14 protein-coding genes are annotated in these 17,805 nt (G+C 74.4%); 4 read left to right on the top strand and 10 right to left on the bottom strand.

Going from position 1 to position 17,805, the window contains the following annotated elements:
• The first annotated feature begins 41 nt into the window (after positions 1-41).
• Positions 42-1,154, top strand: coding sequence for a type IV pilus twitching motility protein PilT (locus MLV88_RS04520; protein WP_242336982.1), 1,113 nt, complete (start codon positions 42-44; stop codon positions 1,152-1,154).
• The gene (locus MLV88_RS24480; RefSeq protein ID WP_242336979.1) at positions 1,151-2,041 is read left to right on the top strand and encodes a PilZ domain-containing protein; all 891 of its coding nucleotides are present in this window, start codon (positions 1,151-1,153) and stop codon (positions 2,039-2,041) included. Before MLV88_RS04520 ends, MLV88_RS24480 begins: the two co-directional genes overlap by 4 nt.
• A gap of 93 nt (positions 2,042-2,134) precedes the next feature.
• On the opposite strand, the gene prfB is transcribed toward MLV88_RS24480, so the two are convergent.
• The 8 genes from prfB to MLV88_RS04565 form a co-directional block, all read right to left on the bottom strand.
• Positions 2,135-3,254, bottom strand: a protein-coding gene (gene prfB / locus MLV88_RS04530; RefSeq protein WP_242336976.1) for a peptide chain release factor 2 whose coding sequence is annotated in 2 segments (ribosomal slippage) — positions 2,135-3,184 and positions 3,186-3,254 — 1,119 coding nt in all. Because the reading frame shifts where the segments join, the coding sequence is not laid out codon by codon here.
• Between the two features lie 20 nt (positions 3,255-3,274).
• Positions 3,275-5,032 (bottom strand): apolipoprotein N-acyltransferase, encoded by a 1,758-nt coding sequence (lnt, locus tag MLV88_RS04535; RefSeq protein WP_242336973.1) that lies wholly within the window; start codon positions 5,030-5,032, stop codon positions 3,275-3,277.
• A 60-nt stretch (positions 5,033-5,092) separates the two neighbouring features.
• Positions 5,093-5,470, bottom strand: a complete 378-nt coding sequence (locus MLV88_RS04540; RefSeq protein WP_242356311.1) for a hypothetical protein — start codon at positions 5,468-5,470, stop codon at positions 5,093-5,095.
• Complete coding sequence (gene ybeY, locus MLV88_RS04545; RefSeq protein WP_242336966.1) at positions 5,371-5,955, bottom strand: rRNA maturation RNase YbeY; 585 nt, start codon at positions 5,953-5,955, stop codon at positions 5,371-5,373. The genes MLV88_RS04540 and ybeY overlap by 100 nt, the downstream gene beginning before the upstream one ends.
• Entirely contained in the window at positions 5,952-8,297 is a 2,346-nt protein-coding gene (locus tag MLV88_RS04550) for an HD family phosphohydrolase (RefSeq protein WP_242336963.1), read from the bottom strand. Before MLV88_RS04550 ends, ybeY begins: the two co-directional genes overlap by 4 nt.
• A gap of 99 nt (positions 8,298-8,396) precedes the next feature.
• Entirely contained in the window at positions 8,397-9,473 is a 1,077-nt protein-coding gene (locus MLV88_RS04555) for a PhoH family protein (RefSeq protein ID WP_242336960.1), read from the bottom strand.
• An 89-nt stretch (positions 9,474-9,562) separates the two neighbouring features.
• Entirely contained in the window at positions 9,563-10,759 is a 1,197-nt protein-coding gene (locus tag MLV88_RS04560) for a DUF4388 domain-containing protein (protein WP_242356310.1), read from the bottom strand.
• 11 nt (positions 10,760-10,770) lie between these two features.
• Positions 10,771-12,903: a tetratricopeptide repeat protein gene (locus tag MLV88_RS04565; protein WP_242336954.1), complete on the bottom strand. Its 2,133-nt coding sequence runs from the start codon at positions 12,901-12,903 to the stop codon at positions 10,771-10,773.
• 50 nt (positions 12,904-12,953) lie between these two features.
• Here MLV88_RS04565 and mazG point away from each other — a divergent pair, with 50 nt between their 5' ends.
• Together mazG and rpsT are read left to right on the top strand one after the other, a co-directional pair.
• Positions 12,954-13,811, top strand: coding sequence for a nucleoside triphosphate pyrophosphohydrolase (mazG, locus tag MLV88_RS04570; RefSeq protein WP_242336950.1), 858 nt, complete (start codon positions 12,954-12,956; stop codon positions 13,809-13,811).
• 495 nt (positions 13,812-14,306) lie between these two features.
• Positions 14,307-14,579, top strand: coding sequence for a 30S ribosomal protein S20 (rpsT, locus tag MLV88_RS04575; RefSeq protein ID WP_242336947.1), 273 nt, complete (start codon positions 14,307-14,309; stop codon positions 14,577-14,579).
• A gap of 6 nt (positions 14,580-14,585) precedes the next feature.
• Here the strand turns inward: rpsT and lptE are convergent, their stop codons facing one another.
• Together lptE and leuS are read right to left on the bottom strand one after the other, a co-directional pair.
• Complete coding sequence (gene lptE / locus MLV88_RS04580) at positions 14,586-15,059, bottom strand: LPS assembly lipoprotein LptE (RefSeq protein WP_242336944.1); 474 nt, start codon at positions 15,057-15,059, stop codon at positions 14,586-14,588.
• Positions 15,060-15,230: 171 nt separating this feature from the next.
• Entirely contained in the window at positions 15,231-17,726 is a 2,496-nt protein-coding gene (gene leuS / locus MLV88_RS04585; RefSeq protein ID WP_242336941.1) for a leucine--tRNA ligase, read from the bottom strand.
• Positions 17,727-17,805 lie beyond the last annotated feature (79 nt).

The following is a 17,805-nucleotide window of genomic DNA, read 5'->3' on the forward strand; positions in this document are numbered from 1 at the left end:
CGATTGGCCGCTCGCCCGGGGCGCGGGTAGACTCGCCCGCCATGGATGGCCAGGGTCCGCTCAGCGAGGAGATGTTCCATTCGTTCCTGCAGCTCGCGGTGAAGCGGCAGGCGAGCGACGTCCACTTCGAGGTCGGCTACCCGCCGACGTACCGCGTGTTCGGCGAGCTGCTCGCCGCGAAGTATCCGCCCCTCACGCACGCCGACACGGAGGCGATCGCGAACTTCGTCCTGGGGGCGCCCGGCTCGGGGTTCACGCCCCTCGACTTCCGCGAGGTGGACCGCAGCTACTCCCTGCCCGGCGTCTCCCGCTTCCGCGCCTCGATCTTCAAGCAGCGCGGGAGCTGGGGCGCGGTGATGCGCACCATCCCGTTCCAGATCCCCGACTTCGAGACGCTGAACCTGCCGCCCGTGGTCCGCACGATCGCGGAGGCGCGGCGCGGGCTCGTCTGCGTCACCGGCGCGACCGGGAACGGGAAGTCCACCACGATCGCCGCGCTCATCAACTTCATCATCCAGCAGGAGCGGCTCCACGTCGTGACGGTGGAGGATCCCATCGAGTTCATCTTCCCCGGCGGGAAGGGGCTCGTCATCCAGCGCGAGGTCGGCTCGGACACCGCGAGCTACACCGACGCGCTGCGCGCCGCGCTCCGGCAGGACCCCGACATCATCATGGTGGGCGAGCTGCGCGACCGCGAGGCGGCCGACATCTGCCTGAAGGCCGCCGAGACCGGCCACCTCGTCATCACCTCCCTCCACACCCCCGACGTCCCCCGCGCGGTGAACCGGCTCGTCGGGCTGTTCCCGGCCGAGGAGCAGGACACGGTGCGCGCCCGGCTCGCCGACAACCTCCAGGCGGTGGTGGCGCTGCGGCTCCTCATGCGCGCCGACGCGGCGGGCCTCATCCCCGCGGTGGAGGCGCTGCTCGCGACGAGCACGGTCCGCGAGCTCATCCGCGACCGCTCCAAGATCACCGAGCTCAAGAGCTACATGGAGACCGCCGGCTCGGATCTCGGGATGAACAGCTTCGACCAGTACCTGTACCGGCTCCACGAGTCGAAGCACATCTCGCTCGACAGCGCGCTCGCGAACGCCACGAACCGCGCCGACCTGGAGCGGCGGATCCTGATGGAGACGGGGGGCCGCACCGCGTGACCCTCGCCGCACCAGCGGCGTCGCGCGTCCTCGTGGTCGGCTCGGACGCGGACGTCTCGATCGCGCTCCACCTGCACCTCGAGCGGGCGGGCTACGCGATCCACTGCATGCCCGGCCCCGCCGAGCTGGAGGCGATCGTGCGCGCGGTCGCGCCGCACGTGCTCGTGCTGCTCCTGCCCGCCGCGCCCGACGGGAGCTGGGGGCCCGCGCTCTCCACCGCGGCGAACACCGCCAAGGTCGGGGTGCGCGTCGTGATGGTGGCGCCCTCGCGGGAGGTGGTCGAGCCGCTCGCCGCGGTGGCGGGCGCCGAGCGCGCGCTGGCCCGCGCGGAGGTGCTCTCCCGCCCGCTCGTCGTGGTGGAGCGGACCATCGGCGCGGTCCCGCCCGGCGCCGTGTCGTCCCCCTCGCCCGCCCAGCGCCCGGCGCCGGCGCCAGCGCCCACGCACTCCCTCGCCGACGCGGCGGGGCCCCTCGCGGCGCCACGCCCGCGCACGAGCCCCGTCGATCTGATGGCGCTCATCGACGAGGAGCTCGTGGACGAGCCGCGCTCGCGCCCCGTCCCGACCCGCGTCGAGGTGACGGTGAGCCTCGTCTCGGAGCACAACTTCTACGTCGGGCCGACGCGGCGGGTGGACTCGGGCGGCGTCTTCATCGCCACGGCCATGCCGCCCCCCACCGGCACGCGGCTCCAGGTGAGGCTCGGCCTCGCCGACGGGCGCCGGATCGACCTCGAGGGCGAGGTCGCGTTCGTCCGCGAGAAGAGCGCGACCATCGGCCGCCAGCCGACCGGCTGCGGCGTGAAGCTCTTCAACCTGCCGGGCTGGGCGGTCGACGCGATCGACCGCTTCGTGCTGGCGCGCCAGCCGATCGTCTATTCCCCGCAGTAGCCGCGCCGCCCGGGGCCGCACCGGGAGCTCTCGGATCCCGCGGCGCGAACCCGCCGGCGCGACGGGCGAGGACGGCCGCCGCGGCGCCCTGACCTAGTCGTCCACCGGACGATCCGTGCGCCTCACGCCCAGCAGGTAGGGCTGGATGAAGCCGTCGAGGTCGCCGTCCAGCACGTCGTCCACCTTGCCCGTCTCCACGCCGGTCCGGAGATCCTTCACCATCCGGTACGGCTGCAGGACGTAGCTGCGGATCTGCGAGCCGAAGTCGATGTCCTTCTTGGCCGCCTCGACGACGTCGCGGGCCTCGGCGCGCTTCTTCTCCTCGAGGTCGTAGAGCTTCGCGCGCAGGATCTTCCAGGCGACGTTGCGGTTCTTCTGCTGCGAGCGCTCGTTCTGGACCGCGACGACGAGCCCGGTCGGGATGTGCGTGAGGCGGACCGCCGAGTCGGTCTTGTTCACCTTCTGCCCGCCCGCGCCCGAGGAGCGGTAGGTGTCCACCCGGACGTCCGCCTCCTTGATGTCGACGACGATGTCGTCGTCGATCTCCGGCGTCACGTCCACCGCCGCGAAGCTCGTCTGCCGGCGCGCGGCCTGGTCGAAGGGGCTGATCCGGACGAGCCGGTGCACGCCGCGCTCCGCCTTCATGAAGCCGTAGGCGAAGTCGCCGCGCGCGATGAAGGAGGCCTGCGAGATGCCGGCCTCCTCGCCCGCCACGAGGTCGGCGGGCTCGACCGCCCAGCCTCGACGCTCGCAGTAGCGCATGTACATCCGGTACAGCATCGCGGCCCAGTCCATGGCCTCGACGCCGCCCGCGCCGCTCTTCACCTCGACGATCGCGCCGGCGCGGTCGTGCTCCCCGGAGAGCATCCGCTGGAACTCGAGGGCCTCGAGGTCCTTCGCCACGACCTCGCAGTGCTGCGCCGCCTCGGCGCGGGTGGCCTCGTCGCGCGCCTCCTCGGCGAGCTCGGCGAGCGCCTCCGCGTCGTCGAGCCCGCGGCGCACGCGGCCATAGCCCCCCGTCACCGCCTCGAGCTGGGCCTTCTCCTTGAGGAGCGCCTGCGCCTTGGCGGCGTCCGACCAGAACGCGCCGTCCTCGGAGAGCTTGGAGATCTCCTCGACCCGCCGCTGCTTGCGGTCGACGTCAAAGCGACCCCCGGAGCGCCTCCAGGCGACGGGTGAGCTCCGCGATGCGTTCGTTCGTCGGTCCGGCCATGGGTGTCCTCGGGCGTCTCGCTACGTCCGCGCGGGGCGACGGCCGGCGCGGAGCGCGGCCGCGAGCGCCGCCACGGTGAAGAGCGCGCTCGCGTAGGCGAAGAGGTCGCCGACTGTAGTGTAGGGGGTGCGCCCGCGCAAGCGCGGGACCTCGGCGAGGAGGAGGCGCGCGGGCTCGTCGGGATGGGGGGCGCGATCGAGATCGACGGGCCCGATCTCCAGCGCGCCCGGCGCGAGCTCGCCGGTGGGGAGGAGCACCGCCGAGACGCCGGCGTAGGCGGGCCGCACGACGGCCTTGCCCGCCTCGATCGCCCGCATCCGCACGATGTCGAGGAACTGGTACGGCCCCGACGAGTAGCCGTACCAGGCGTCGTTCGTGGAGTTCACGAGCAGCTCCGGCTCGAGCGGCTGGCGCGCGAAGGCGACGTTGATCTCGGGGAAGATGGCGTCGAAGCAGATCATGGGGGCGAGGCGCACCGAGTCGCCCGGCGCGGCCGGCTCCGCCGCGCGCGCGGGCGCGACGAGGCCCAGCGCGGCGCCGGCGCTGCGCCCCTCCGGCGCGGGGTCGGGCACCGCCTGCCCGCCCGGCGCGGGGAACGCGAGGACCGCGAGCTCCGCTCCCGGCGCGGAAGGCGCGAAGCTCGGCACGACCTGCTTCAGGAACGGCAGCCACTCCTGGAGCGGGACGTACTCGCCGAAGGGCACCAGGTGGTGCTTCTGGTAGCCGCCGAGGACCTCGAGCCGCGGCGTGAGGAGCAGGTTCACGTTGCCCACGCGCGAGACGCGCTCGCCGCCCTCCCCGCGCAGCCGCTCGATGGTCGCGGCGCCCAGGAGCAGGTGCGCGTGCGACAGGACCGGCAGCTCGTAGCCGGGCAGCGCGAGCGAGCGCACCCCGGGCGAGAGGTACATCGGGTACGCCGACTCCGGCCAGGCGACGAGATCCGCGCCGCGGCGGTCCGCCTCGACGGTGAGGGGGACGAGGCGGTCGAGGATGTAGTCGAAGTTGTCGCGCGCCCGGTTCTTCACCGACTGGTTCACGTTCGGCTGGACGATCCCGACGGTGAGCTTCGGCGCCTCGGCCATCCGCGCCCGCACGTGGCGCAGCCTGAGCTCGCCGTGCGCCACGACCAGGGCGAGCAGGGCCGCCGTCGCGACCACCGCCCGGCGCGGCAGGGGCCGCCCCTCGCGGCGCGCGGCGATCGCCTCGGCGATCACCGCGTTCACGAGCACCACCACCGCCGCGAGGGCGTAGACGCCGGCCAGCGCGGCGAGCTGGGCCACGGGCAGGGTCCGCACCTGCGTGTAGCCGACGTTCGCCCACGGGAAGCCGGAGAACAGGTAGTTCCGCGACAGCTCGAACGCGGCCCACACGAGCGGGAGGTGCAGGTGGAGCGGCCAGCCGAGCCGCGCCCGGATCGTCCAGGCGACGGCGAACGCCGCCGCCCAGTGGGCGGCCATGTAGAGCACGAGCAGCGTGAGCGCGACGAACGAAAGCCCGAGGGAGAGCCCCCCGAACTCGGTCATGGCGTTCGAGACCCAGTAGATGGCGACGTAGAAGTAGCCGAGGCCGGCCACGAGGCCGCGGAGGGCCGCGGCGCGCGCCGAGGGCGCCCCCCGGAGCGCGAGCAGCGCGGGCACGAGCGCGAACCACGCCACGGGCTCGAGCCAGCCCGCGGGATCCACCTGCCGGATGGAGAGGAACGGGACGACGAGCGGCAAGGCGAGCGCCAGGGCGGCGCCGGAGGCCACCGCGGCGAGGTACGGGAGAGCGCGCTTCATCGGGATCCGTGCGATCGAGGTTGTTCTTGCCGCGCCGGGCGGCGCGGCGCAACTCGTGGCCTAGCGACGCCGCCCGCTCGCCTCCGCGGGCTCGTCCTCGGGTGCGGCGGCGGGCGCGTCCTGCCCGGCGACGTAGGCGGCCGCGGCGGCGAGGTAGTAGGCGACCGCCTCGCGCACGAGGTGACCGACCGGGCGACCGAGCCGCGTGGCGGTCGTGCCCACCGCGTCCGCGAGATCGGCCGGCATGCGGACGGTGACGATGCGCGCCTGGGCGAGGGCCGCCTCCAGCCGCTCGAGCGCCTGGCTCGGCCGCGAGACGCGGAAGTCACCGGCCTCGATCATCTCCTTGATGCGGTGCGCGAGGTCCTCGCGCGTGTACCACGCGCCGTCGAGCCAGACCGACTCTGAGTCGAGGTCGATGTCGGCGAACGGGTCCATGAAGTCTCGGTCTCCGGGGCGCCGCGCGTGGGCCGGCCGCCCTCCCGGAGCGCCGCGCCGACGAGCCCCTCGGCGCGCGCGAGCTCCGCCTCCTTGCGCGCCATGCGCCTCGCGTCGGCGGGCCGCTCGTGGTCGTAACCGAGCAGGTGGAGGAGCCCGTGTGCGAGGTAACGGTCGAGCTCCGCGCCGACCGCCCGCCGCTCCTGGCGCGCCCTCCGGGCGGCGGTGTCGAGCGAGATTACCACGTCGCCCAGGAGCGGCCCATTCCCCGGCGGCTCGCTCTGCGGGAACGACAGCACGTCGGTGGCCGCGTCCTTGCCGCGCCACTCCCGGTTGAGGATCCGGATGCGCCGGTCCGTGACGAGGAGGACGGAGAGCTCCGCCTCGCCGCGCCCGACGGCGGCGAGGTAGGCGGCGGCGCGGGCGCGCAGGCGGCGCGCGGCGGCGCGCCCGCGCGGGTGCTCGGTGGCGAGCCGGACGGTCACGGGCGGGAGACGACCTGGATGGCGGGCGGCGTGCTCGGCTCCTCGCCGGAGCGCGCCGGGTACGCCGGCCGCGTGTGGTAGATGGCCTCGAGGGCGCTCACCATCGCGCCCGCGATCGCGTTGAGGTCGCGGAGGGTGAGCTCGCACTCGTCGAGCTGGCCCTCGCTGAAGATCTCGTTCACCCGCTTCGACACGAGCGCCCGCAGCGCCGCCTCGGTGGGCTCGGGCAGCGCGCGCGACGAGGCCTCGCAGGAGTCGGCGATCATGACGAGCGCCGCCTCGCGGCTCTGCGGCTTCGGCCCCGCGTAGCGGAAGAGCGCCTCGTCCGGCGGGGCCCCCCGCCCCTCGGCGGCCATCTTCAGCGCGCGCGCCCAGAAGTAGCCGACGAGCCGCGTCCCCTGGTGCTGCGGGATCGCGTCCGCGACCACCTTGGGGAGCCGCCACTGGCGCGCGAGCTCGAGGCCGTCCGTCACGTGCCGCTTGATGATGAGCGCGCTCATGCTGGGCGCGAGGGCGTCGTGGCGGTTCTCGCCGCGCTGGTTCTCGGCGAAGTAGACCGGGTTCCGGATCTTCCCGAGGTCGTGGTAGTAGGCGCACACCTTGGCGAGCAGGGGGTTCGCGCCGATGGCCTGCGCCGCCGCCTCCACCATCGAGCCCATCAGGATCGCGTGGTGGTACGTCCCCGGCGCCTGGACGATGAGCTCCTTCAGCGCGGGGTGGTTCAGGTTCGCGAGCTCGAGGAGCTTCACGTCGGTGACGTAGCCGAAGAGCCCCTCGACGGCGGGCAGGATCCCCACCACGGCGACGGGCAAGAGCAGCGCCCCGCCGGCCAGGGCGGCGCCGGCGGCGACCAGGATCTCCGCCGCGCCCTTCCCCCCGTGGAGGCCGATCGCGACGGTCACGGCGACGCCGACGACGCCCACGGCGAGGCCCGCGCGGAACAGGCCCGCCCGGTCGCGGCTCCCTGGCACGAGCCCCGCGGCCGCGAGCGAGGTGAGCGTCGCGTAGACGGCGAACGACATCGACTGCCCGGCGAGGAGCCCCGCCGAGAGCCCCGCCGCGAGCGAGAAGAGGAGCGCGGTCTCCGCGGCGAGCACCTGCCGCACGATCATGGCGCCCGCCGCGAACGGCACGAGGTAGTGCAGCGACGGCCGCGGCAGGAGCGGGAACCGCTCGTGGAGCGCGTCCGCGACGGTGAAGCCGAGGAACCCCAGCGCCAGGGTCCCGAGGAGGAGACCCGCCATGAGGATCGCGTCGCGGCGCGCGGGGCGGAAGCCCGGGAAGTTCCGGCGCGCGTAGCCCCAGAGCAGGACGACGAGGAGGCCGACGAGCGCGCCGCCGCCCAGGCGGACGTGCGTGATGTCCTCGTCCTGGCGCTGCGCGCGCATCCCGTCGAGCACGACGAGGTGCCGCGCCTCGATCCGCTCCCCGTCGCCGATGATCTTCTCGCCCCGCTTCACCGGGATGACGACCGGCTTCACGCGGGCGGCGGCCTCCGACTTCCGCCGCTCCGTCTCGGCCTGGTTGTGGACGAGGGTCGGCCGGACCATGGCCGTCGAGAGCCGCGCGATGGCGGCGCGCAGGGCAGGCGGCTCGTGCTGGAGCCGCGCCGCCGCGGTCCGCGCGACCTCCTCGCGCGCCTTCTCCACGGTGCGGACCAGGGAGACGTCGGAGAGCGTGCGCTCTCCGCGCAGCGCGCCGTCGCCGAAGGTGCGCAGCGCGAAGGCCGGGTCCCGCCCCGCGGGGAGGAGCTTCGCGTCCTCGACGACGAGCCCCTCGAGCCCCTTCTGCGCGAGCGCCGCCAGATCGTGCTCGACCGCCTCGGAGAACCGGGCCTGCGTGAGGGCCGCCACGTCCTCGTCGCGGACGAGCACCTGGAGCCGCGAGACGAACGCGTCGCGCTGGGCGGCGTAGCGCCGCTCCAGCTCGCGGGCGTCGCGGGCGGCGGGCGTGTCGCGGAGGGCGGCCTCCTCGCCCCGCATGAGCTCGAACGCGGCGTGGATGCGGGCGACCGCCTCGTCGGCGGCGCCGGAGTCGTGGTCGTAGACCGTCCGCTCGGCGGCGGCGGCCTCGGCGCGGCGGCGCGCGGTCGCCTCCGCGTCCACGATGTCGTAGTCCCGATCCGCCTTGATGGTGACCGGCGCCGGGGAGCCCAGCGCGTCGGGGCCCGGGAGCCGGTGCGCGGCGAACGGCGCGAGCAGGAGCCCTGCGGCAGTCGCGATGAGGAGGACGAGCCCGAGGCGCATGATGCGCCCGAGCCAGTCGACGCGCCGCTCGGCGAGCGGCCCGGCGGCAGCCTGCACGGGCGGCTGGGTCGTGGAGACTTCGGTCGGTTCGGGCACAGGCGCGCAGCCTCGCACCGGGGGAGCCCCCTGGCAACCGGGTCCGGTGTCCCCGATGGAACCTTCCAGGCCCCCGGTAGGCTTCCCCCGCCCGGGGTCCTACTCGCCGGCGCCCGTCCGGTCGGCGTTCCCGGCCGGCTGCGCCTGGGCCGGCGCGGTGGGCCGCTCCCGCTCCGCCTTCGCCGCCTCGGCGCGCGCGCGCCGCTCCGCCTCGAACACGTCGTAGGCGCGGACCACCTCCTGCACGAGCGGGTGGCGGACCACGTCCACCTCGCTGAACTGGCAGAAGCCGACGCCCTCCACGCCGCGCAGCACCTTCTGGACCTCGATGAGCCCCGAGCCGCGCCCGGACGGCAGGTCCACCTGCGTGACGTCGCCGGTGACGACCGCCTTCGAGCCGTAGCCGAGGCGCGTGAGGAACATCTTCATCTGCTCCTCGGTCGTGTTCTGCGCCTCGTCGAGGATGATGAATGCGTCGTTGAGGGTGCGGCCGCGCATGAACGCGAGCGGCGCGACCTCGACCGTCCCGCGCTCCATGAAGGCCGTCGCCTTCTCGTAGTCCACCATGTCGAACAGGGCGTCGTGGAGCGGGCGCAGGTACGGGTTCACCTTCTCCGCGATGTCTCCGGGCAGGAAGCCGAGCTTCTCGCCCGCCTCCACCGCCGGCCGCGTGAGCACGATGCGCTTCACCTTGCGCTCCACGAGGAACGACACCGCCATCGCCATGGCGAGGTAGGTCTTGCCGGTGCCGGCGGGGCCGATGCCGAACACGATGTCGTGATCGCGGATCGCCTGGATGTAGCGCTTCTGCGCGAGCCCCTTCGGCGTGATGATCCGGTGGCGCGAGGAGACGAAGACGGTGTCGCCGAAGACCTCCTTGAGCGGCACGCCCTGGCCGGCGAGCTTCGTGGCCTGGTCGACGTCCTCGAGGTAGAGGGGATAGCCGTCCTCGACGAGCCCGTACAGCTCGCGCACGAGCCCCTCGGCCACCTTCACGCGCGCCTCCTCCGGCGCCGCCACCACGATCTGTCCGCCGCGCAGGCCGAGCTGCACGCCGAGGCGGCGCTCGATGAGCTTCAGGTGCTCGCTGTGCGCGCCGCAGAGCGCGCGAACCTTGTCGTTGTCCGGGAAGTCGAGCCGTGCCGTCTTCAGCGGTTCCGCCGCGGTCTGAACCAAGCGTCTCCTCCGGGGCCGCGCGTTTGTACGTCGCGGTCCTCGATCGCACGATAACCGCCGCGGCCCCGGCCGGCACGCGGAGGAGGTGGCTACTCCACGGGGGGCAGGAGCACGAAGCGGCCCTCGGCCGTCCGGCGGTAGTACCACTCGACCGGCCACGGGTGGCGAAGATCGCGCGCGGAGGCGAGGTCCGCCTCCACGAGGGCGGAGAGGGACGGCGGGTACTCGCCGCGCTCCACGCGGTAGATCTCGAGCGCGCTCCGCAGCCGGGACGCCTGGGCGCGCGCGAGGAACCGCCGGCCGGCGTCGTCCGCCACCTCGGCGCTCGCCTGCGCGGCGAGGCCGCGCGCGTCGACCCAGGTCGCGATCCCGGCGAGCGCCGCGGCGAGGGCCACCGTCGCGACCACGCGGACCGCGGCGCGGCGCAGGCGGCTGCCCCACCCTTCCCGCCCGTACACGCCCACGGCGGAGGTCCGGCGCGCCGGGGCGATCGGCGCCAGGTAGCCGAGGTTCACGAGGGCGAGGAGCGCCTTGCACGTCTCGAACTCGCCCAGGCGCGAGAGGTCGACGATCTCCTCGACGGGCCGCCCCGGCTCGGCGAGCGCGTGGACGCGCCGCTCGTTCGGGCCCAGGCTCGCGAACTCGCCCTTCCGCTCGACGGGCTCCTCGCCGAACGCGTCGAACGCCGCGTCCACGTCGTCGCCGCCGGCGGGCGCGGAGCCCGCGCCGGCCCCGCGCTCGGCGCCGAGCGGCCGGAGCCGCTCGAACGTCATCGCGGTGGAGGTGATCCGCTTGCGGATCATCGGCCACTCGTCGACCTGGCGGAACCCCTCCATCAGGACCGACTCGGCGCGGAGCGGCGTGACGGTCGCGCGGTCCCACTCCACCTCGCCCGGCTCGAACGCGTACGTCCCGCTCTTCCAGTGGAAGAGCCGGTAGACCGTCTCGGTGGTCTGCAGCGCCGTCATCTCCTTCAGCGCCGCCGTCGAGACGAGCCCCTCCTCGACGAGGACGTCGCCGAGCCGGCGCAGGCTGCGCTTCTGGACCTCGAGCGCGTGCTGGAGGCCGTCCGGGCTCACGAGCCCGGCGCGGACGAGCAGGGTCCCGAGGCGCTCGCGCGACTTGCGGCCCGCCGACTCGGCGTGGACGACGCAGCCGTCGGCGAGGGCGATGCGGATCTCGTCGCCGCTCCCGCGAAGGTGGAGCACGCCCGTCTTGGCCTGCTGGCCGATGAGCTGGAGGATCTCCGCGATGCCGAAGTCCTTGAGGGTCCCGGTGAGCGCCATCGCCGTCTCCCTCAGCGCGTGCGGCGGAACGCGTCGCGCACCGCGAGCCCCCACGCGAGGAGCGCGAGCGGCGCCGCGACGGCGAGCTTGCCCGCGAGCACCCAGGGCGTCGCCTCGGGCGGGGGCAGGACGCCGCGCCAGAACCAGACCACGAACCCGAGGAACAGGAGCGCGAGGAGGAGCAGCGCCCCGCGCACCGGCGCGCCGCTCCAGAGCGGGCCCGCGCCGCCGCCCACGAGCGCGAGGATGCGGGCCGAGAGCGCGGAGAGGCGGGCGTGGCGCCGGATCTGCGCCTCCTTGCGGAGCCGGTCGCGGGCGTCGACGAGGCCGCGCCGCTCGAAGGCGTTCACGCACTGGCCGCAGCGGACGTCCGACGCAGGCCCGCAGCGGCGGCACGCGGCCCCGCCGCAGCCCTCGCACGCGCGCGAGGGGCCGAGGCGCGGGGCGAGCGCCGAGAGGAGCCACAGCGCCGCGAGGAACCCGACCCCCGCCCAGGGGAGCGCCGCGCGCGGGAGCGTCCCGGCGAGCCGCGCCTCCGCCCACGCGCGCACGCGCCCCGCGGCCCCGTCGGCGTTCGCGAGCGCCGCGAGGCGGCCCTCCGGGATGGGCAGATCGACGAGCCAGCGGTTCGCCGAGAAGTCGTCGTCCGAGCCGCGCGCCCGCAGGAACGCGCCGGCCTGCGCCTCCGCCTTCTCGCGGGCGGCCGCGCTGCGGTCCATCTCCGCGGTGCGCAGGTAGAGCTTCGAGAGCCCGTAGCTCGCGGCGCCCTGCACGAGCGGGTCGCCCGCCGCGCGGTCCGACGCGGCGAGGTACGCGGCCCGCGCGCCCTCGAGATCGCCCGCGAGGAACAGCGCGTTGCCGAGGTTCACCGAGAGCTCCGGAGCGCGCTCGTCGGCGGCGGCCGCCGCGCGGTAGTGCCGGAGCGCACCGGCGAGGTCGCCGCGCCGCTTCGCGAACCTCCCCAGGGCGGCGTGGACCACCGCCGGGGCGGGCTCGCCGGCGGCCGCCTCGAGCGCGGCGGCGTCCTCGTCGGAGGCCGCCCCGTGCTCCACCGCCTGGACCCGCTCCGCGAGCGTGCCGGTCCAGGCGGTCGCGCGCGCCGCCGCCCCGGAGGCCCACGGCACCGCGAGCAGGGCCGCGAGCGCCGCGGTCGCCACGGCGCGCTCCGCGCGCGCGAGGTAGGGCCAGGCGGCGAGCGCCAGCACCGCGAGCGCGACGAGGGGCCCGAGCCCGAACGCGAGCGGCGCCAGGAGCAGGACGATCGCGAGGAAGCCGGCCTGGACGCGCGCGGTCCCGCGCACGAGCGGGAGGTGATGGAAGTCGTGGACGAGCAGGGGGAGGCGTCGCGCCAGCAGGAGGACGAGCACCGCGACGGCGCTCGTGATCGCCGCCGCGAGCGCCGCCGCGAGGACGTCGGCCAGGAACGCGCGCCGCGTCTGCGGATCGCGGGCGGCGGCGACCGCGGTGTCGCGCAGCGCGCCCGCGACGGGCGCGGCCCGGCCCGGCGCCTCGGCGAGCCGCGCGAGCGCGAGCGCGAGGTGCGCGTCCGGCAGGTCCGGCGCGAGCGCGACCGCGAGCTGGGCGTGGGCCACGGCCTCGGCGACGAGGTCCGACGCGAGCGCGCGCGAGACGGCGCGCGTCTCGGCGACCGCGAGCGGGACGAGGTTCTCGATCCCGAGCTCGCGCTGCGCGCCGAGCAGCGCCTCGGCCGCCGCGTCGGCGCGGGCGGGATCTCCGTCGCGGAGCGCGTCCCGCCGCTCCGCCCAGCGCCGCATGAGCTGGGCGTAGGTGGTCGAGACGGGCACGATGCGCCGCGCGCGCTCCGCCGGCGGCAGGCGCACCTCCGACGCAGGGGGCGGAGCGGCGCTCGGGCCGGGGCGGACGGACGCGTCGGAGGGCGGCACGTCGGCCGGGACGGGCGGGGACCGCTGCGCCGAGCCGGCCGCTCCGGGAGTGGAGAGCGTCCCGCCTCCGGCAGGCCGCGCAGCGGCGGGCGCGGGCGGCACCAGCGTGGGCACGGCCTCCTCGGCCGTCTCCTCCCCCTCCACGACGAGCCTCGGGGGCGCGAGCTGCGCGGCGGCGAGGACCGGCGCGGCGAGCGAGAGGAGCGCGACGAGGAGGATGGGCGATCCGCGGTGGGCCACGCGAGAACGGGATGCTAGCACGCCCGCTCCTGGGCTAAGAAGACGCGACCATGTCGCGCGCCACCGATGCGATCGAACGTCTCCTCGGGATCATGGAGCGGCTACGCGGACCCGGAGGCTGCCCGTGGGATCGCGAGCAGACGCTGCGGAGCCTCCGGCCTTACGTGCTCGAGGAGACGTACGAGGTGCTCGAGGCGATCGACGCGGGCGACGCCCGGGAGCACTGTGAGGAGCTCGGCGACCTCCTCCTCCAGATCGTGTTCCAGGCGCAGCTCACGCGCGAGCAGGGCCAGTTCGACTTCGCAGACGTCGCGAACGCCATCTCGAACAAGCTCGTGTCGCGCCACCCTCACGTGTTCGGCGACGTCGCGGTGAAGGACGCGGACGACGTGCTCCGGCAGTGGGCGGCGCTGAAGCGCGAGGAGAAGCGCGCGAAGGGGCGCGGCGAGAGCGTGCTCGAGGGCGTGCCGCGGGAGATGCCGGCGCTCGCCCGCGCGGACCGGCTCACCGAGAAGGCGAGCCGCGTCGGCTTCGACTGGCCGGACGCGGGCGGCGCGAGAGAGAAGCTCTCGGAGGAGATCGGCGAGCTCGACCAGGCGATCGCCTCGGGCGACCGCGACGCGATCGAGCACGAGCTGGGGGACGTCCTCTTCGCCGCCGCGAACCTGTCCCGCAAGCTCGGGATACCTGCAGAGGAGGCCCTTCGGGGGACGGTCGCTCGCTTCATAGCGCGCTTTTCCCACATCGAGCGCGAGCTCGCGCGCCGCGGCGTGCCCCACGGCGGCGCCTCCCTCGACGAGATGGACGCCCTCTGGAACGAGGCGAAGATCTTGGAGGCCAAGGCGAAATCGCCAGCCGATCCGGCCGTCACCGAGCCGCCACAGGGTTTGGGGAAAGAACGTGGATAAGTCTGTGGGCAGCCCCCTCGGAAGGCGGATTTTCGCGGGTGCGGCGGGCTCTGCTGCATTTTGCGGCGGTCGCGAACCTGTGTGATTCCGGTCGCTTGTCCTTGGACACACCCACGAACGTCCACATCCGGGAGTCAAGTGACCCGCGAGGATTCCCGCTTCTTCGCCGCCGGTGGATAACTCTCCTCCCCCTGTGTCTCCCAGACCCGCACCCGACGTGGGACAGCCGTTCGGGTAATGCGCGGGTGGTTGCAGGAGAAGGGCGCGTGCGACCGCCGCTGCGCTCTGCCGCGCCGCCCTAGGGCATGCGGCGCGAATGGGCCGCGGGACCGCATGGCCGTAGGGGCCGCGGAGCACGCCCGCGGTCGAGGCGAACGGTCGCTGCGCGCCGGCCTGCGCGACGCCGCGCAGCCGAGCGGTCATAACCCCTTGACGTCGCTCGCGATGGACGGTAGATAGCGCGCCCTCGTACCCCTATAGAGCACAGAGGTCAGCTTGGCGAATACCGCATCGGCCGAGAAGCGAAACCGTCAGGCGCAGAAGCGCCGCGCCCGCAACGTCCAGGTCCGCACCGGCGTGAAGAGCGCCGTGAAGAAGGCGCGCGAGGCGATCACCCAGGGTGACGCCAACGCTGCCCGCGACACGTTCAAGGCCGCGGCCCGCGCGCTGGAGAAGGCGACGTCGAAGGGCGTCGTGCACAAGAACGCGGCGTCGCGGAAGATCTCGCGGCTCGCGAAGGCGGCCGCCAAGGCCGCCGCCGCGAAGTAGGCGGAGCTACCGCTCGAACGCGCGGAGGAGGTCGCGCGCCGCGTCGCCCGCCACCCGGCGGAGCGCGAGCGCGCGGCGCCCCTCCGTCTCGAGCGCGTCGTTCACGCGACGACCCTGCGCGTCGAGCGCCGACACGCCCGCGAGGTAGTCGGCGTCGCGCCGCACCGTCCGCTCCGACACGGTCGCGCCGTCCACGACGAGGCGCGCCTTCACCACCACCCCGATGCGCCAGGTGGAGCCGTCCGGCGAGGACGTCCCGGGCGCGGTCGCGCGCACCTCTCCGACGATCTCCGCAGGCGCGCCGGGCCCCGCCGAGGCGCCGCGGCGCGCGAGCTCGTCCCGCAGCGCCGCCGTCAGCTCAGCCCCGAGCGACGCCTCCGTCGAGAGGTTCTCGAACGGCTGGACGTGGACGCGCTCCGCGCCGCCCTTCGCGACGTAGCGGTTCTCGAAGCCGTAGCCGCAGCCGGACAGCGCGAGCACCAGCGCGAGCGCCGCCAGGCCCGCGGGCGGTCGGGCTCCGCGTGGGGAGGCTGCCGGCCGCATCGGCGACCCCTGCCGCACCTCGTGTCGCCAGCGCAAGCGCAGGGGCGGCCGGCTGAGGCCGCCCCGGAGCGCGCCGGGGGGGTGTGGGGGGGTAGCCAGCCTCATCGGCTACCCCACCACAAAGTTGATCAGCCGCTTCGGGACGAAGACGACCTTGCGGATCGTCTTGCCGTCGAGGTGCGCCCTCACCCGCTCCTCGCCCTCCGCGAGCGCGCGGACCTCGGCCTCCGCGGCGGCGACGGGCGCCTGCACCTCACCGCGAAGCTTGCCGTTCACCTGGACGGCGATCGTGACCACGTCCGCCGCGACGAGCGCGGGGTCGAAGGTGGGCCACGGGTGCTCCGCGAGCAGCTCCTCGCGCACCGACGGGCCGAGCACCTCGTGCCAGAGCTCCTCGGCCGCGTGCGGCGCGAAGGGCGCGAGCAGCGTCGCGACCGCGAGGAGCGCCTCGCGCACGGCGGCCCGCTCCGGATCGGCGCCCGGCTCGAGCGCGTAGAGCGCGTTCACGAGCTCCATCAGCGCGGCGATGCTCGTGTTGAACTTGAGATCGCCCTGGAGCCCGTCGGTGACGCGCTTGATCGTGCGGTGCGTCTTGCGGCGGAGCTCGAGGAAGTCACCCTGCGCCTGCGCGAGCGCGGCCTCGGGCGCGCGGAAGCACTCCTGCCGCGCGTGGAAGATGCGCCACACCCGCGAGAGGAACCGGAACAGGCCGTCGACCTGCTCGTCCGACCAGTCGATGTCCTTCTCCGGGGGCGCGGCGAACAGCATGAAGAGCCGGACCGTGTCCGCGCCGAACCGCGCGACCATGGGGCCCGGGGCGACGACGTTGCCCCAGCGCTTCGACATCTTGCGGCCGTCCGGGCCGTTCACGATGCCCTGCGTGACGAGCCGCTTCACCGGCTCGTCCTCCTGGACGAGCCCGAGCTGGTGCATCACCCGGTGCCAGAAGCGGAAGTACAGCAGGTGCATCACGGCGTGCTCGGGGCCGCCGACGTACACGTCGACGGGGAGCCAGCGCTTCGCCTCGGCGGGATCGAACGGCCGCGTGTCGTCCTTCGGCGAGAGGTAGCGCGCGTAGTACCAGGACGAGTCTACGAACGTGTCCATCGTGTCCACCTCGCGCCGGGCGGGCTTGCCGCAGCGCGGGCAGGTGGTGTTCACGAACGACGGCACCTTCGCGAGCGGCGGCTCGCCGGTGCCGGTGATGAGCGCCTCCGCCGGCAGCGTCACCGGGAGCTGATCCTCGGGGACCGGCACGGCACCGTGGTCGGGGCAGTAGACGATGGGGATCGGCGTCCCCCAGTAGCGCTGGCGCGAGAAGCCCCAGTCGCGCAGGTGCCAGCGAACCGTGGCCTGGCCGAAGCCGCGCGTCTTCGCCTCGGCGGCGAGCTTCTCGCGCGCCGCCGCGCTGTCGAGCCCGGACGCGTCGCCGGACGCCTCGAGCACCCCGTCGGCCGTGTACGCCTCGGTCAGCGCGTCGCCCGCGGGGAGCCGCTCGCCCCGGGCCGGCTGGATGACCACGCGGATGGGCAGCCCGTACTTGCGCGCGAACTCGAAGTCACGCTGGTCGTGCGCCGGCACGCTCATAACCGCGCCCGTCCCGTACTCGGCGAGCACGAAGTTCGCGATCCAGACCGGGACCTCCTCGCCGGTGTACGGGTTCACCGCGTGCGCGCCGGTGAAGACGCCCTCCTTCGGCGCCGCCTCGCCGGTCCGCTCCGCGGCGTCGGTCTTGCGCATGCGCTCGACGAAGGCGCGCACCTCCGCCTGCCGCTCGGGGCGCGTGAGCCGCTCGACGAGCGGGTGCTCGGGCGCGAGGACCACGTAGGTGCAGCCGTGGATCGTGTCGACACGCGTGGTGAAGACCTTGATCGGCCCCTGCCCCGGCACCGCGAAATCCACCTCAGCGCCGACGCTCTTGCCGATCCAGTTGCGCTGCATCGTGATGATGCGCTCGGGCCACTCCGTGAGCCCGTCGAGCCCGTCGAGCAGGTCCTGGGCGAAGGCGGTGATGCGGAAGGCCCACTCCGGGATCACCTTCTCCACCACCGGCGAGCCGCAGCGCTCGCAGCGGTTGTCCTCGACCACCTGCTCGTTCGCGATGACCGTCGCGCAGCCGGTGCACCAGTTGGCCTTCCCCTCGCGCCGGTAGACGATCCCGCGCTCGAGCATCTTCAGGAAGAACCACTGGTTCCAGCGATAGTAGGACGGGTCGGCGGTGACGACCTCGCGGTCCCAGTCGAACGCGTAGCCGAGCTTCTTCATCTCGGCGCGGAAGGCGACGATGTTCTCGCGCGTCCGCTCGGCCGGGTGGCGTCCGTCCTTGATGGCGGCGTTCTCGGCGGGGAGGCCGAGCGCGTCGAAGCCGATGGGGTGCAGCACGTCGTGGCCGCGCATGCGCAGGTAGCGCGCGAGCGCGTCGCCGATGGTGTAGACGCGCGCGTGCCCCATGTGCATCGCGCCGGAGGGATAGGGGAACATCTCGAGCACGTAGCGCTTCTCGGCGTCGGGGCGGCGGCCGGCGTGGAAGGCGCCCGCCCCCTCCCAGCGCGACTGCCAGCGTGGCTCGATCGACTGCGGCTCGTAACGCTCGTTCATCGCCATAAGGGGCGGCGATATTACCGGACGTCGGGGTGTTCGTCTGCCCTTCGTGAGGAACGGCGCCCCCGTCCGCGCCACGCCG

The sequence above is a fragment of the Anaeromyxobacter soli genome (assembly GCF_022808855.1).
GTDB classification, from domain to species: Bacteria; Myxococcota; Myxococcia; order Myxococcales; family Anaeromyxobacteraceae; genus Anaeromyxobacter; species Anaeromyxobacter soli.

Coding starts and splice junctions, on each gene's coding strand:
- mazG (WP_242336950.1), top strand. CDS start 12,954: ATGTCGCGCGCCACCGATGCGATCGAACGTCTCCTCGGGATCATGGAG.
- MLV88_RS04560 (WP_242356310.1), bottom strand. CDS start 10,759: ATGGCGCTCACCGGGACCCTCAAGGACTTCGGCATCGCGGAGATCCTC.
- MLV88_RS04540 (WP_242356311.1), bottom strand. CDS start 5,470: ATGGACCCGTTCGCCGACATCGACCTCGACTCAGAGTCGGTCTGGCTC.
- MLV88_RS04520 (WP_242336982.1), top strand. CDS start 42: ATGGATGGCCAGGGTCCGCTCAGCGAGGAGATGTTCCATTCGTTCCTG.
- lnt (WP_242336973.1), bottom strand. CDS start 5,032: ATGAAGCGCGCTCTCCCGTACCTCGCCGCGGTGGCCTCCGGCGCCGCC.
- leuS (WP_242336941.1), bottom strand. CDS start 17,726: ATGGCGATGAACGAGCGTTACGAGCCGCAGTCGATCGAGCCACGCTGG.